We start from the raw sequence: 17,070 nt of genomic DNA on the forward strand, positions 1-17,070 counted from the left end.
GTGATGATGCGTGGATAAATCTCATTGATCAAACTCAACATGACATCCACTCCCATTTTTATTTCCTATGCTCGAGAGGATTCCGAGTGGGTGCAAACCATCAGCGCAAGTCTGACCGAAAAAAGTATCCATGCCTGGGTCGACACCAATGCACTTGACTACGCCAGCTTGTGGCAGGAGGAAATCGAAGATGCCATTCTCAGGGCTCAACTTGTGGTTGTGTTGGTCACCCCTCATTTTCTGGAATCGGTGGCTTGCCGGTTTGAGGTAGAACGTGCCGAGCGTTTGCGTAAACGTCTGTTACCCGTTATAGACAGCCGGGTTGAAGAGCATCAGATTCCTGCGGCTTTAAACGCCTATCAATGGTTCAAGCTGGACCGCGACACTGACCGTACAAGCACTGTGGCGAGTTGGATAGAACGCAGCATGAAGCTGGATCCTGACTGGCTTAAACGTCATACCGACCTGACGAGCCGTGCACAACAATGGGTTAACAACAGCAAGGATCCCAGCCTGTTGCTTCGAGGAAAAGATTTGGCATCGGCCCAAGCCATGCTTGCGCAATCCAATCAGAAAGACAAACTGTTAGGCAGCGATTTGATCGAGATGATCGCTGTGTCAGATCAAACGCAATCCCGACGTCGAATGACTCTGACAGGCTTGCTCGGTGGCAGCCTGTTGGCTGTGATAACAGCGGCCTCATTTGCTTATGTGCAGCATGTTCAGGCCGAAGGGGAGGCCAAATCGGCACTACGCAATCGATTGAACCAACTGGCCATGGCCGGCGATTTGTCCGGCATGCTGGACACTGCCAAGGCCAATGCCGCGCGGCTCGCAGAAGACCCTATTGCCAGCTTGCAAGTTCGCCTGTTTCAGGCGGAATCCCTGTCAACCAATCTCGAAATGAAAGCCTATGAGGTGGATTCACTGGAGGTGAAAGGCGATTGGGTAATGCTGCACAGTTTTTCATCAGGCGGACAGTTATTCAATCTTGACAAGTGGGATGAACCGCAAAGCACCGGCAATCTTTCTGAAGGCGACACTCACAGGGTCAGCCTATCGGATACAGGAAATCACCATGCAATCTGGACATCGACACAATACACAATCCGGTCCTCTTTAAAACCTGATCAAGGAACGCCGGCGATCGGAGTCAATGGGAACATTGAACACATCACATTGCTTGAACGTGCCGGAAAAATGGTGCTTCAGCAAGCCAACGGTTTTGCTGTGTATCCCTGGACACCAGGCCAGACAGCCCTGCCGCAAGCCATGTTGACAATGAGGGATGTACAGCTTCTGCGCGCCTTCTCGAATGGCGATCTACTTTATCGAAAACCGCCACAAACCGACGGACAGTACGAGGTTTGGATCAGCCGACAGGGCGATGACATGTTGCTGGGTCGGTTTAAAGGGCAACTGCGACAGGTGATGAAAAATCAGGATGAGGTGTTGGCCATGAGGGTAAAGCGAGAAGTTCATGGCTTTCAGTTAACTTCCGACAAAGGGCAATTCGATCCCTTGGGTAAAGTGTGGGTAGCCGATGAATCGGGTGTGGCCTTGTCCAACCATGGGCACAGCCTGGCTGTGGTCGACCCCAATAATGAAGCACGCGTGTTGTATTTCTCGCTCGAAGATGTGTTGGTGAGTGAAGGCAAGTCGCTTCGGCAAAACCCGGCGGCACTCAGGGACGATCTTCAGGAAAACCTGCAAGACTTACGCAACGGTGCAATACAAATTGGTGAACTGCACCCGGTCTTTGACCGGGACGATAGCCGCCTGTTTGCTCCCGGCGAGTTCAATCGATCGCTGTCACCCATCAACGCCCAACTCATCGCCAGCATGGACTCCGAACTGGGCACCGAAGGCGGCCTGTCTGACAACATTCTTCTTCTGGGTGATGGTGCTCAACACCTTCTGGGCCTGTCGCTGAATCATGGCGGCAACGGCACAGTCACCCTGCACCGCTTTTCAATTCCACCACGTTTGCAACAAGGTCGCACCAGTGCCATTGCCACCGCCCTTCGAGCAGACGATTCCGGTTTTCTTGCATTGCAACCCGGTGGGCAACTGGTGCAACAGGCCTGGATAGGCTCACCCACCGCCCTTGAGCTTCCGGGGGTTGAAACCAGCAAGACAACACTGGTCGCAGGCACCCTTTCAACTGCAGGTGATCGCGTTTGGGCAATCAACACACAAGGTGAATTGCTGGCTTGGACCATTCAAGCGAACAAGGCCACGCTCAATTTCATACAGACCATTGACTTGGACGAGCTTGCAGAACTAAACCGCTTTCGCCCAATCAGTGTGTCACAGAGTGGTAAAAACCTGGTTTTGGTCGGCACACAAGGCTTGTTGCTTCTGGATGCCAACACAGGTAAAACCCGCTGCAAGCTGGAACACATTGAGCAGTTTTATGACGGCATGGCCTATTTTTTGAATGAGCAAACCTTGATCAGTATCGACATGCTGTTCACCAATGGAACGGGTTGGGAGAATCGGCGAATTCAAGCCTTTGATGTGGAGAAATGTTCACCCGTCGAACATTTTGCCATGCAAGCCGAACTTCAGGACAACGATGGTTTTGAAACCGGTTTTGGCTTTGGCATTCAAACCGAACTGGGCGGTGCGCCATGGATCGCCGATCGCCGCTTCGGGGCCAAGTACAGAATTCGAGACCTTCAAACCGGCAACACATTGGGCGCTTTGTCGAATCACAGCGGGCGAGTTCTGGCTCTTCGATCTCATCCACAAGCAGACTTGCTTATCAGCAGCGACGAGCTAGGTTCCATCAATCTGTGGGAAAGCAGCACGCTGCGCCGAATCAAAACGCTGGATGTACCACAATGCCAGGCCATCGACCTTGCGCTGAACAACACCGGCAGCCACCTGTTGGCACGCTGTGCCAGCGGGCAAGCCATATGGTGGGCCATGGGCTCGCAATCATGAACCCTTTGGCACAAGAAGTAAAAAGCCTGATCGGCAAAGGCGAGTTCTTCAAGGCTTATGACATCGCGTTGCAAGCGCTGAACAGCGACCCCGACAACACCGTCCTGAAGCACCGCGCATTGCTGGCGCTGGCCAATGCAGGAGCATATCAGCTGGCACTTTCCCAATTCGAAAGCATGGGCCTGCATGGTAGCCGCGAGCTCGATGTGCAATGCCTGTTGGCTCGCCTGCACAAGGACATGGGATTTGCGCAAACAGGCAGGGCGGCTCAGGCCAGTTTTTCAACCGCATTTCAACTGTATGAGCAGGCCTGGCACACACACCGGCTTTCGCCGCTAGCCTACTACCCTGCCATCAACGCAGCCGCCTGCGCAGTGTTTTCAGGTGCCCCTGACCAGGCCATACACTGGGCAGGCATTGTATTGAATCAACTTCAAAGCCAGCACACCACGCCATCTGACCGGGTGGAACAATATTGGGTTAACGCCACACACATCGAAGCTTTGCTGATTCAGGGGCAATTGACATCTGCGCGTGCATTGGTACCACACACACTGTCACTCATCGGTTCAGACCGAACCGCGCTGGCATCCACACTTCGCCAATTGCAACGCCTGTGCACTTGCCTGGGGCATGATTTCAAAAGCCTTGGTTTTGCTGCACCTCCCACTGTCATTCACTACACCGGGCACTTGCTCAGCCCCACCGGGCGCTTTCCAGCACATCAAGAAGCACGGGTGGCCACACAAATCCAGGCACTGCTCGAATTGCACAATGTGGGCGTTGGCTACGGTTCACTGGCCGGTGGCGCAGACATTCTGTTTGCAGAAAGTTTGCTCCAGCGCGGCGCCGATCTTCATGTGGTGCTGCCTTTTGAGCAAGAAGATTTCTTGAACGTGTCAGTAATGCGTTGTGGCCCACACTGGGCCGAGCGGTTCGAGCGCTGTTTGAGTGCTGCTCGCAGCATTCGAATGGCCACCGACGACGCCTACTTGCAAGACGAACAACTGTTTACCTACTGCAGCCAAATTGCCATGGGCTTGGCCATACTGAACGCCCGGCATTTGAACACCACAGTGGCCCAAATTGGCGTGTGGGACGGGCACACCCACGACACCGATGTGGGCACCGAAGCCGACCTGCAACAATGGAAACACACAGGTCTGCCGCAGTATCTTGTGAACAGTCAAAATGCCTCTTTCAGCCAAAGCTTTCCAGCCAGCCCGGCCGAAGCGTCCACCATACGCAGCAACACCAAACAACACGGCCGCGAAAGCAAAGCCATGCTGTTTGCCGACGTGAAAGGTTTCAGCAAGCTGGGCGATGCCGCACTGCCTGCATTTGTAGAACACATCATGGGGCGTTTGGCCAAAGTAACCGCCCAGCACAATCATCAACTGCACAGCATCAACACTTGGGGTGATGGCGTATTCGCTGTGTTCAACGACGTGGCTGCCGCAGCCGAATGTGCCCTGGCCATGCAGGAAATCATGGCAGGAATTGACCGAACCGCTCTTGGATTACCCGAAGAATTGGCCTTGCGAATTGGTTTGCACCTGGGCCCGGTGTATTTGACCCTGGACCCCATCACCCTGCGCGAAACCGCCATTGGTGCACATGTTAGCCGTGCTGCGCGAATTGAACCGGTTACGCCGGAGGGCTGCGTGTACGTTACCGAAACCTTTGCCGCGGTGTTGGCCATTGGCAGCCACAATGAATTTGCTTGCGACTATGTGGGGCAAACCGAAGCAGCCAAAAACTATGGCCTGATGCGCATGTTTTTATTGAGAAGAACCGGGAACAGCAGTGCGACCACTGTGGTGCTGAATTTTGAGAGATAAACACAAGGCTTCCAACCTATGGATGAATTAGTGAACAATACCTTCCGCGCACAGTGCAACTGCGGCCAATTGGTTGTCAGCTTTACCCAAGCGCCAGTCGCACAGCTGGTGTGCCATTGTCGGGATTGCCAAATCGTAAGCGGCTTGCCTTATGCAAAAGCCGCCTTTTTTAGAGCCGAAGAACAATGCGCACAAGGCGAATTCCTGGCGGTTGAGTTGACAGGCGGCTCAGGCAAACCCAAGCAATACCGGCGATGCCGCCAGTGCAACGATTTTGTTTATGCCACGGTAGATGCGCTGACTGGCCTGTTGGGTGTGGCTGCGGACAAACTGTTGCCACCCTTTGAATTCAAACCCATGGCCCATGTGTGGACCTGCGAGAAAGCGCCCGAGGTGGAAATTCCTGCAGGCGTATTTCAGTTTCCCAAAGCACCACCATTCAGGCCGGGGAAACAGTAAAGATTTTGAATGCGGAATTTTGCTGAAAAAATAAAAAGGGCTTAGCGTTTGCTAAGCCCTTTTTGTATTTGGCTCCCCGACCTGGACTCGAACCAGGGACCTGCGGATTAACAGCGCGTTTTTAGGCGCTGAGCCAACCAATCAAAAATCTGCATTTCCAACAAAATCATACACTTAGACCGCACTGAAAAGCAAGCAACCGCACTGAACCGCAGGGGTACGCACCTCCATCGCTATCATTTGCGCTATCAAATGGCTCTGGGTAACAGTTTTGAGGCAGATGCTGCGGACTATGCGCTATCAATCAAAAAACCATCCCTTGGCGACATGTGCGACAAATGCAACTATTTGTTTTTATTCATTTTTATTAGCTCCATTCAAATAAAAGAATGGCGACATACCCAATTGGATGCGAGATAATTGGGTTCCATCCAATTTCTAGATATTTGTCTATCAATCAGCACTTCGATTGATGCGACAAAACCAGTAACAGAGTTACTCGAGCACCTACTCTCGCAATTAACCCTTATCACAGCAATTAGATAAGCTGAGGGTTTTGCACGCGGACTTCAACTTCCCTTGCACGACCTGACACAAATTCAACTTAGGCGCAGTGGCGTGACCGGGCGCTGGGTGCTATCAAGCACTTTGAGCCTTGAAACTTTTAGCCTCAGTCAGCCAGAGTAATAGTGATTATCTGCAACGGTCCAGCTTTTACCCGACCTTGATGCAATGTTTACTCAGAGTGATAATCGGCGTGACGGTTCACCTCCTAAAGATTAGGCCTTTGTTCCAACGTGGTTCCTCCTGTAACTTGCGAATGAAATCCAGCAAAACTGAAACGAAGTCAAACCAATCACATGACATTCCGCGAGGAGTATCCCCCGAGCTAACCGGCGGCCAAGGCTTTAGCTTCGAGGATGCTGTTTCCTCTGTGTACGCAGCCGCACTGCTCTGCGAAACCACCGCGCCAGGCTTGCCGGGCCGAGTCGTCCGACACGTATCGGTGCAGCAAGGGTCATACGGCCACCCCCTGGACGACCTTATCGTCCGTGCATCCGGTGCTGACCAAGTCTCGATAACCTTCAGCGCCCAGGTCAAGCGCAAACTAGTAATTAGCTCAGCCAGTACGAACACCGACTTTCGGGAGACGATTGAGCACGCTTACGAAACGCTCTTGGACCCGGGTTTTCAGGTTTCGTTGGACAGGGTGGGCATTATCGTCGGCGAAATCTCGGACGCAGCGAAGAGAAACTTCGAGACACTTTGTGAGTGGGCGCGGGCAGAAAGCTCCTCGGAGCAGTTTGTCCGTAAGTTGCAAACCGACGGCGCCGCCGGAGACAAGCTCTCGCAGTTCGAGGCGGTTCGCGACATCCTCTCACCCAAGGTGGCTTCCGGCGAACTTGATGCGGCCACCTACAAACTACTGAGCCACTTTGTCCTCATACGCCTGGATTTGCTTACCGAAGGCTCACCCACCGAGGCGCAGGTAGTTGCTAGCCTTGCCAATACTTTGGCACTAGTGGACCGTCCTCGCGCTGACGACCTGTGGCGTCGGTTGCTGGCCTTAGTACGCGTTTCCCAAGGGCATGCCGCTGGCTACGACCGCAAAACTTTGGTTGCTCGCCTTAACGGTTCGTTTCGGCTTGGTGGTGCTCCCAGCGCACAAGGAGCGCTGCAAGCCATACGGCAGGAAAGCCTACTTGCCGCTGCTGAAATCACGAACAGTATCTCTGGCTTGAGAGTACCGCGCGACACCTGCATTCAAGCGGTGGTCGAGGCTGCGAACTCGCCTGGGTTTGTGCAGATTAGTGGCATGCCCGGTGCGGGTAAGTCTGTTGTTCTTCGCTCGGCGGTTGAACAACTTGCCGCCTCTGGCACTGTCCTCTTCCTAAAGTCCGACCGTCTGCGCGGGAGCACGTGGGCACAGTACGCCGCCGCCTCTGGCATAACGCACAGCAACTTGGAAGAGCTTCTGGTGGAGCTGTCAGCATCCAGCTCCAGTGTTCTGTTTGTCGATGGCATTGACCGTGTAGAGGTCGAACATCGAGGCGTCCTACTTGACCTACTGAATACCATCCATTCATCGCAGCTACTGACAGGCTGGTGTGTTTTGGCCACTGTGCGGGAAACGGGAATGGAGCCGTTACGCACTTGGCTACCTGCGCACTTATTCTCCGGCGGAGTGCGCACGCTAACCATCGACTCTTTCAACGATGAGGAAGCTGAGACGCTCTCGCTAGCAAAACCAGCTTTGCGGCCCCTACTTTTCGGCAGTGATTCTGTTCGCGCGGTCGTTCGCAGACCATTCTTTGCAGCAATCCTTGCAAAGGAGGTTGACGCCTCCATTGCCCCCGCCACCTCCGAGGTTGACCTTGCCTCTCTATGGTGGAAGCGCGGCGGCTATAGCGCCGACCCCGCGCGCGTGGGCTACCGGCAAAACGCTTTAGTGCAATTGGCGAAAGCCGGCGCACATCAACTGGGGAGACGAATTCCAGTAGCAGATGTCGATGCGCAAGTGCTCACCGAACTCGAATCAGATGGAATTGTGCGACCCGTTAGGCCCGGACACACCGTGCAGTTCTCACACGACATCTTCTTTGAGTGGGCTTTCCTGCAGCATTTGGTCCGGGCGGATGACGCTTGGCCGAACGTTATTCGTGAGGCTGGGGAACCGCCAGCGCTTGGGCGGGTTGTCGAACTACTCTCTCAGACGGAGCTTGTCCACAGCGAGAGCTGGGCCGAACACTTAGCCACCTTGGAGGCGAACCAGGGACTTCGCTCCCAGTGGCTGCGCGCGTGGATGACCGGACCATTTTCTCTGGAGACATTCCCGCAGCACTCGTCCGCGTTTGACCGAGCGATGTTCGACACTACCCGCGCACGGGTCCGCAAAGTAGTTGTCTGGTATCAAGCTGAAAAGACCAAGCCGAATCCACTCATTCTCGAGCGCTCGGAAGCTCCTGACTTCGACCTTGCTAAGCGCATGCTGTACGCAGATATGTGGGGGCATCCTTCCGATGTCACTGCCTGGGTTCACTTTTGCGACTGGCTTCTGGACCACGCATCAGATATTCCAACCAGTGTAATTCCGGAGGTGGTTGCGGCGTTCGAAGTTTGGCAGAACGCATTCTCCCACTACCGCAACCGGGTCTCGGTCCGCATCGTTCAGACCTGCTTGGCGTGGCTGTATCACATTGAGCACCTGCTCCATAAAAGAGAGTTTTCAGTGAACCGCGGAGTTTGGGATGAAATCGAAGACCGGCGAGATGGCTTGGACGAACTTGAGTCCGCACTGCGAACGTTGGTATTGAACTCTTCGCTCACCCAGGGCTCATTGGTCACTCAATACCTCCGCGATTTACGCCACCTGGAACGGATGCCGCAGCAGGCCGTTCAGTCCGTTTTCACGCATGCCCAATTACTATCGCGTGTTTGTCCGGCGGAGTTGGTCGACTTTTCCCTCTCTGTATTACGTAAAAAACTTCCTGTTGTTGTGCAGAAGGAGATGCGAGGTCGCGACTATCTAATTTCACACAGCTTTAGCAACTTCGAATGGGACCATCTCTCTATCGACGACTACTTTTCCTTCTCTCCTTCGGCTCCCACCAGGGAGCCATTCCACTCGCTACTGATGCAAGCACCAGACCAAGGTAGGAGATTGATTCGGGAAATTGCTAATCACGCGATTCGGTCGTGGCGGCAGTTGCATCGACTAGCTCACCACAAGGAAGGAACACCCATCCCACTCGTTATGCAATTTCCTTGGGGGAGACAAGTGTTCTGGGGAGACAGCCGTCTCTATCTGGGCGCGCGTGGTCTTTTCGGGTCTTCAACCGTTAATTCGGGCTGGATGGCTCTTGAGGAATGGGCTTTTCGAGAAATTGATAAGGGTACTCCGGTAGACGACATCCTCAAGGCGGTTCTGGAAGGGCAGCAGTCTGTAGGTGCACTGGCCGTTGCTGCTGCTGTAGCGTTACAGGCCCAACACACTTCTGCAGTAAGTCAGCCCATCGCAACCAATCAGCGCCTTTGGCACTGGGACATTCGACGCCACGTCGAGGACATGTCGCAGATGGCAAATCTCATCGGGTTCTTCAAACCGCAGGATAGACCTCACAGCCTGGCCGTGAAAGAAGGTAACGAACGGCCGGTGCGTCGCTCGGATATCCGCTCGCTCGGTACTCTCATGGTGCTACGGGGAGGAGCGCTTGGCGCGCAAGCAGCAGCAGCCATCCAAGACTTCCCAGGAGACCTTCCCTTTGACTACGCTGAGCAACGAACGAATACTGGAGCGCGTTCCGACCTAGCAAGAACTGCGGAGATTTGGGCTGAAATCGGCAAGCCAGAGAATTATCGGGCAGAGGTCAGCTTGGATGAATCCCAGATAGTAATCTCTCACGAGAATCCCAAGGCGACAGGAGAGGACATACAGGCGATACAGGCACACCACAGCGAGATGGGGCGCAATCTCACTCTTTTGAACTGGGCCCACTCCTACTTTGATGACGGTAAGCTCAAGGAGTCACTAACACTGGAAGCAGCTTCAACTGCGGCTAAAGCCCTAGACTCCGGAAACCTTTTCGCCTCTGGACACGACCACGTTGAATTGACGCATCAACGGCAATCGGCTGTTGCTGCTGTCGCTGCAATCCTTTTGCTGGAGAACGCTGAAGCGCACATCGAATGGGCTGCTGATGTGTGCGCTCGTGCGGCCAGGACTCCAGAGGTACCACAACAGTTTTTCGGTCGTAACGCGAGTCTCATGCACCATCCTGTGCTCTATGCCACCAAGGGGCTACGCGCATTATTCGCTATTGCGGGAAACGACGAGGATATCAAGCCGCTGCAGTCTTTACTCACAAAGCTGTGTGCCCATCCTTATGAGGAAATCGCAGCCGCTGCATTCGATTCCTTACTGAGTACCTGGCCAAAATATCCACATACCGCATGGGCTGCGTTGCGCCTGGCAACGGCGATTTCAGTCTACGAGGTTGAATTTGGTCCAGAAGGAGACACTGGTGTGTTGCGCTACGCGCGAATACAGAGCGTAGTCAATGAAGAACTCCAACGTATTCAAGATGGCGCTCCTGTAGCTAACGATTTCCCAGCCTGGCCTGAACCGTGGCTGCCCATTACTGAAGGCGAGGTTGTTCAAGCACATAGGCGGCGTGGTCGCACTGCAGATGCCCAGTGGCGGACCAATCCAATGCACGTCGACACCTCGCTTCTGGAGAAGGTTCTGCATGTTATTCCCTTGGAGGCCGCATTGGCGGACGAAGCACACAAGGCACTTTTCTTGGACTGGTGCGAAGGCTTGGCCAAATGGACTGCAGAGCGAATAGCGCCTGCATGGTCGAGAAGCCGAAGAGACCTTGATGACAACTACGGCCCAGACTACTTCGAGTGGCGCCGTCATCTCTACCACTTTTTGGCTCGCCTATCATTAATGCTGCCTGCAGAGGACGGCACGAGACGTTTCCTGCGACCGGCCATGGCCACGCATGACGAAGCCTGTTTCAGTCTATGTGAAAGATTTACCAGTCATCTGATTACTCAAATTGCGGATAACAAAGAAATACCTCAAACAGCGTTGCAACTGCTATCCGTCATCACACAACGCGTTCTGGCTTACAGGGAGTGGCGCTACGCTGGTCACGGCGGTCACTCAGAACAAGACTTCGTCGACATCGTCAAGCACCTGTTCTTTTCAGACTTTATGTACGCAGGTGGGGCAGTTCGCTTTGCGAACCGCAACTGGTCCGAAGTTGGAGTTGTAATTCCAGTCTTCGAACCAATATTGCGTACCCACGGGTCAGTCACCTTCGTCGCTCGCGCCTGGATGGACCTTTGCGAAAGTAGCCTCGAGTACTACCCAGTTCAGCACTTCGTCGACAACCTTGGGTACCTCCTGGTAGGAGAAGGAATACCTCCTGGATGGCGCGGAACATATTTACCAGCGCAGCTTTCAGGGTTAATTCAGCGCTACAGCGAACGCCAACAACCCTTGCCGCTCGATATGGCACAGAAGCTCTTGAGAGCACTCGACCGGCTAGTGGACATGGGCGATAGGCGCGCGGCCGCTGTGCAGCTTAGTGAGGTCTTCCGCTCCGTTCGCATTGTTGGCTAGGGACCGTACATCTAAACGGAGCAAATGAACTCAACTGAGCATAAGAGCCTGAGTGCAACTGGCGCCTACAAATGGGCACGAAAAAAATCTTGGATTATTTGAGTTATCACAGGTAAACAAATTACAAGAAAGAATAACCCGGAGTTTACTCATTGGTGACTAGACGGTCTCGTCACAAACAACCAAGTAAATTGAAATGGAAAATTTAATCAGTTCAAAATATATTACCAAGGCAGCAGTTCTTGAAACGCTGGCGATTTCAGAGCGCAACTTAGAAAACATTGTCCGGGAACAAAAATTTCCCCCAGGCGTAAAAATCGGGAAAAAACTTTATTGGTCTCGAGAGGTGATTGAAATGTGGCTTGAGGCGCAATTTGTCAAACAGTTAGATTTTAAAACGTCCTCGAAACGCTCTATGAGTCGGCTTAATCGACACTAAGGCCCCACCACATCCTCATCAATCCCATCGCGCACTTCGGTTTTCGGTGCGCGATGTCTTATTGCTAGCTCGCACGTAAGACCAATCGGGTGGCGCCATGTTTTTAAATACGCCACTTATCACCGGTACGAAAATAACATTCAAGATTTCCTTTCCGTACTTCATCAGGGAGACTTGAGAACGAAGTCACTACACAGGTTTCAACAGTAACCTATGAAGAGGACAATCATGATTGAACACAAATCTTTAACAACGCAACTCTTGAGTAAAACATTACGTAAAGTCGCCATTGACCTCGAACCATTGGCTAAGGCACTTAAGTCGAAACCTCAAATTTACCAGGCTGACGACATAGAGGAATCGATTACATTTCTGCTCAAATTAGCTGCTAAGGAGACTCTGCTCGAGAATCAACAAGCCACGAATGATTTCGGGCTTGTCCACATCATGAACCCAGAGCTCAAAGCATTTATTTTTGGGCTTGCTGCTAACGATGAATATGCAGACTGGTATCGAGACAATGCGGAAAACAGCTGGAATGCGAAGTTCATGCGTATCGATGCGGCTGATGAATACTTTCCAAACAATAAAAAGGGGTTTTTCCAAAATGCAATTGTGTTTGATTATTTAATCAATGCAACACTTGATTCTGCGCTTTTGTATTTGTTTCCAGACTGGCCAACCAAAATAAGCGAGATTGAACCAGGTTCTCCTGAAAACAAACAGGTTGAGTTGTATCTTGCCCACGCAGTTAATCCATTCTTTAAAGGCACTGATACAGAGGATTCATATTTGATTTGTACCCAAAGCCGTCGAACGCTTCATTAGACTGCACTTTAAGGGTAGCTTTCTACACTGGAAAAGCTTCCGGATTCAACTTCGGGCTACTCTCCTATAAATCTGCGAAAGCGTATGCCAGAACAAGAACTTGCTTAAATTTTCTTTGCTTTAAAGCTTCCAGCGGAGAAATTCCACCGAGCGAATAAGAGGGATTGGTTAAAAAAAGCCACTTTCCTACGCTCGGTAACCTTTCCAAAGCTTTACACACTTCAGCCAACTCATCCCTAGGAAATTGTTTGTCTGAAAAAAAGAGTGGGTAAAGTTCGCGATTCTGATACGCAACCGAAAACATCCGATTCTCCTCAACCTCCTCGCGCAAAGTTTGCGGTGAGATTGACAAAGCAGTACAAATATCGGCCTCTGAGACTAGAAGACCTTCGTTAACAGGAATGTCCAAACCAACGAATGAATCCATTTTTAATCCCTCCCCTTGTACCCAGCTGGATGTGCCTTAAGAGTTTTAGAAGCTTTTGGGGTGGCTAACGACTTAAAGGGTGATGGGTCAACTTCAAAAACACTGACGGCCACCTGTTGACTACCATGAACGTGAGCAATCAGACGTTCGTGTTTTGGCAGCGGAATTTGTGCTGTTGAACCACCAAACTCGCCCGAGTTCGCAAGGATGACAGGTTGGTACATATGAAAATGCAAGGCGGCAACCATATTGTCAAAGGTCTGAACGTCTTGATTTAAAGCGGCCACAAGGAACATATCTGAACGGTCGCGAAGGTCAGAGACCAAGTCTAAATCTGTGGCGTCATAACAAATCGCGGCTGCGATTCTAGTTCTAGACTTTGAACCAATCGGTAATTCCACAAGTGTAACGCTCGGTCGGTGGCCTTTAACCCCGAGCTTGGACTCCTCTTTCATCGGATTTTTCTTTCCTTGCCAGACATACTGGAAGGAGCGACCGTGACCTGGAGATTCAGTCCTAATAAGCCAAAGGCCTTGGTTAACGACACCACCAGCCTTCTCCGAATGAAAAAAAGTCAATCCGGCAAATATATTGGCTCGTAACTTATCTGATAAACGTCTCAACAAAAAAACATGTTCAGAATGTACTGCTAACTCGGGAAATAGTATTACGTCAACAACAGGCTCATTCTTTTCGGCAGCCATACCGCTACTTTTTGCTGAAGCCCAAGTTTTTAATTTCTGATGAGTTAACCGACATACTTCAGCAAGATGACGACGATGCTCAGCTAAGGTGCCCGCGGTCCAATGAGTCAAGTCCTTAGGATTAAATTCATCTCGTGTAGGCCTCATGGGCTGGACTATAGCAACCCTCAGTGGACGGTCTTGTAATGGCTGATGGTCGTCAACTGGTACTACATACATTGGACTTTTGCTACGGTACCCAAATAGTTTTCGTTGAGTGGTCATTCGCTCGTCTATCAGCATTAAAAGCTCTGATGGAGTTCTTACCATTCCGGCATTGGATACCGAGTTCGCGCGGAATTCCACACCCGGCCATTGAAGAAGAGTGGACAACAAACCCGATAGCCATGGCGACACCGGACCTGGTTCATCAAGCAGACCTTGACCTGAATTTAACATTCCAAATCTGCGTTTAAACCAGGTACTACGTAACCCACTGTAACGGCCAATATCTTCGGTTACGAGATAACGGCGGCTAGTGAAATCGAACTCACCGGTCAAAGCTGAACGCAAAATTCGACCCAAGCCATAAAGCCATGCCTTTTGCTCGGTGACCCAGGGCGGACAGGAATACAACGGATTAATTCTATCAACTGGGTTTATTCTTGCCACTTTCAAAAAATCCACGTCAGTTGGTAACTCTACCAACCGTGACCAATCGTCGCATTCCAAAACAATTTCGGCAGCGCTTACCCCACAAGCGGATAAGTTTTGAATTTCCGAATACCGTAATAAGGCTGACGCCAGCATTAGCAAGGAATTTTCTTGGTCAAACAGGTTGTTCGGTCCAAGAATTAATTGAAGTAGTGTCTGAGACCTCAGTTGTTTTCCACGTGAATTTGATTTTTTGCTTGCTTCAATAAGAGCAGCAGGTACGTATCCTCTCCAAGCCACCGAGCGCTTAACATTCAACGCTGCTAGGAGTAAATCGGGTCTGCTAGAAGCCACGGTGAGTACGATATGCTCCTCCTCTTTTTCACTTAGCTTGCTTTTGCCCATCGCTTCTGAAAACCAAACACCAAAACGTCGAGGATTGGGTTGAAGTTGCTGTGTAACCAGAGCCAATGGAATGGCACTCGATAATTTTTTACCTTCAACAGGTTCATACAATGCAGCTCTTTGTAGGTCTGCATAAATCTTGACCTCTGGTAGAGTCTCTTTCGAGGTTGCCAAAGACACATCGCCGATGGAGGCTAAGAATAGACGCGCTTGCTGGCGAAGATACCAGGGCGAAGTCGGTCGGTCTGTCAATATGCACCGAGCTACGGCACCTAGCTCCTCACGATACCCAGCAATGTCTACGCCTTCTGGGTACTCCTCTGTATGTCGAAAACCAGTCTCGACCGCACCAGCCCGAAACAAATCAGCAAGAACGTACTCGGCAACTAAAACCTCTTTTTTCTGTGGAATATTAGATTCCTCAGGAACATCGAACAATTTTGTATTAATCGCCTCAATTACCGGTCTAAGTAATTTTGGGTGAGGGAACAGGTCCAACCCACAACGCAATAAGAGAACAAGTGCTGGATTCTCCGCCCAGCACTTTATTAGCTTACGACCAGTGGACTCGAACTCATGAGATAGCAAAACTCCTTGGGTTACGTTGTCAGTCAATGCTTCTGAATTACTGACAGGTCCTTCCAAATCTGTCATCGCAAGCCGCTGCCGCATCAACTGCGATATTCTGGTTGCCACAAATCGTTTTACAGTGTCATCGCGTACATCAGTGTTTGGTACAGCAATAGTCGCCAGGGATAGGGGCGAATCCAGTGGTTCTATTGAAGTTTCAATCTGTTCAGACATCCAAAGAAGCCCATCCAATCCTCCAGCAGCCTGTGTGAGCGACTCCATATCAAACGTGCCACTCAACTCAGCATTTAAGGTTTCCATGAGCGCTGAAACATGACTTTGTGTCGAGATTGCCTTGTAAGGAGTCGCAACACACTTATCCTCAGACAATTCGAGATTCACATTTGCGCCAATAATCTTGCAATGGTGCCGTAATTCCTTCTCAATGAATTTTTTTACGGCTTCAAGAACTGATGACTTATCGAAAGAATAACTTGTCTTTTTGACTTCAACGACGATACGCATGTCGTCGACATACCGACAGTAGTCAAGCAGTTTTATATTAGGGTCTATGACTACCCCTTCTGTGGTAGCCTGGTGAATTGAACGGTCAAAACGAACCATGTAAGCGTTTGCAAAAAAACCGGATGCCATCAACCCTTGCGGTAACCCAAGGTCCAGTAACCCCTCATTCTCAGACGAGATTAATGATGCCTTTTGATGGTCCTCTTTACGCCACTCCCAGGCAAACAGTTTCGAAAGTCTGTCCCAAAACATCGAATCTGACTTGATTTGGTCGGGAAGTCCATGCACTACAGAATGCTCAGAGTCTAGTTTTCTTAACTCGCTTATCAGTGCATCGCGGTCTATTCGGTCGAAAAATGACTTGATGTCGAGTGAGACCACATACAAATCGGTCTTACTATCCAAAATTGAGACTAGTTCTGCGCACACTCGTCTTGGACGAGCGAGGAACGTTCTGTAATCCTGAAAATATTGGCGATACGTCCGACTGTTGCCCCATGAAAAACGAAATCGTGATGCGCCGCCAGTACTAGATAACCACGACCCATCCAATCTGTTGCCATAGCTCACAACACCAGCTTTGCGCATCGTACTGACGTCATCGCCCATCGTGTCACCCTGCGCAGACTCCACAGCCTCAGCAAGACACATCATCGCGGCGGTCATCAACGTTTGGTCCCGGATAGATAAGTGAGCTAAGGGTCTTAGTTTCGCATTCCGCTCGTATTCATTAGACTGAGGGAATCCGAACTCATTGTAAGAAACCTTAGTCTTAGCTGGTACCCAATATTCAAAAGGTGGTGTTAAACCGAACAGCCCATTCCAGTTTGATTTGGCGAGCTCATCAAAATTTTGGGGCTCCTGCTTTTGGCGAAAAATCCAACGTGTGTTCTTCGGTGCGGGAACAAGCATCAGCTCAGCAGGGCGAAATTCTGGGGTTTTTAACGCCTCAGCCCATTCAGCCAATTTATTTTCTAAATCGATTGTGGACATGTCCAGCTCAAGCACGTCTGAATACCAGTTATGACGACGTATGTAGGTATGCGATTTCTTCCAGGCCTGAGCAAGAACTACAACATCACATAGTCTTTCACCTTGCGGCGTGAGGTTTTCATATTCCTCTTTTACAATCGACACTAATCACCCCACGTCTTCTTTTG

8 protein-coding genes are annotated in these 17,070 nt (G+C 51.0%); 6 read left to right on the top strand and 2 right to left on the bottom strand.

The window, feature by feature from the left end; all coding sequences use genetic code 11:
* Window positions 1-39: 39 nt before the first annotated feature.
* The 6 genes from B4C79_RS13860 (at window position 40) to B4C79_RS13885 (ending at window position 12,646) form a co-directional block, all read left to right on the top strand.
* Window positions 40-2,949, top strand: coding sequence for a TIR domain-containing protein (locus B4C79_RS13860; RefSeq protein WP_291751563.1), 2,910 nt, complete (start codon window positions 40-42; stop codon window positions 2,947-2,949).
* Window positions 2,946-4,790, top strand: a complete 1,845-nt coding sequence (locus B4C79_RS13865; protein WP_291740843.1) for an adenylate/guanylate cyclase domain-containing protein — start codon at window positions 2,946-2,948, stop codon at window positions 4,788-4,790. Before B4C79_RS13860 ends, B4C79_RS13865 begins: the two co-directional genes overlap by 4 nt.
* An 18-nt stretch (window positions 4,791-4,808) precedes the next feature.
* Window positions 4,809-5,249: a GFA family protein gene (locus B4C79_RS13870; RefSeq protein ID WP_291740845.1), complete on the top strand. Its 441-nt coding sequence runs from the start codon at window positions 4,809-4,811 to the stop codon at window positions 5,247-5,249.
* 655 nt (window positions 5,250-5,904) lie between these two features.
* Window positions 5,905-11,379, top strand: coding sequence for a hypothetical protein (locus B4C79_RS13875; RefSeq protein WP_291751562.1), 5,475 nt, complete (start codon window positions 5,905-5,907; stop codon window positions 11,377-11,379).
* Between the two features lie 196 nt (window positions 11,380-11,575).
* The gene (locus B4C79_RS13880) at window positions 11,576-11,818 is read left to right on the top strand and encodes a helix-turn-helix transcriptional regulator (RefSeq protein WP_291751561.1); all 243 of its coding nucleotides are present in this window, start codon (window positions 11,576-11,578) and stop codon (window positions 11,816-11,818) included.
* A 228-nt stretch (window positions 11,819-12,046) separates the two neighbouring features.
* On the top strand, window positions 12,047-12,646 hold the full coding sequence (locus B4C79_RS13885) for a hypothetical protein (protein ID WP_291751560.1): 600 nt from the start codon (window positions 12,047-12,049) through the stop codon (window positions 12,644-12,646).
* 64 nt (window positions 12,647-12,710) lie between these two features.
* On the opposite strand, the gene B4C79_RS13890 is transcribed toward B4C79_RS13885, so the two are convergent.
* Window positions 12,711-13,073 carry a hypothetical protein gene (locus tag B4C79_RS13890; protein WP_291751558.1) on the bottom strand — a complete coding sequence of 121 codons (363 nt, stop codon included), beginning with the start codon at window positions 13,071-13,073 and terminating at the stop codon, window positions 12,711-12,713.
* Between the two features lie 2 nt (window positions 13,074-13,075).
* Entirely contained in the window at window positions 13,076-17,047 is a 3,972-nt protein-coding gene (locus B4C79_RS13895) for an RNA-directed DNA polymerase (protein WP_291751557.1), read from the bottom strand.
* Window positions 17,048-17,070 lie beyond the last annotated feature (23 nt).

Source organism: Limnobacter sp. UBA7229, assembly GCF_002473065.1.
In the GTDB taxonomy this organism is placed as follows: domain Bacteria; phylum Pseudomonadota; class Gammaproteobacteria; order Burkholderiales; family Burkholderiaceae_B; genus Limnobacter; species Limnobacter profundi.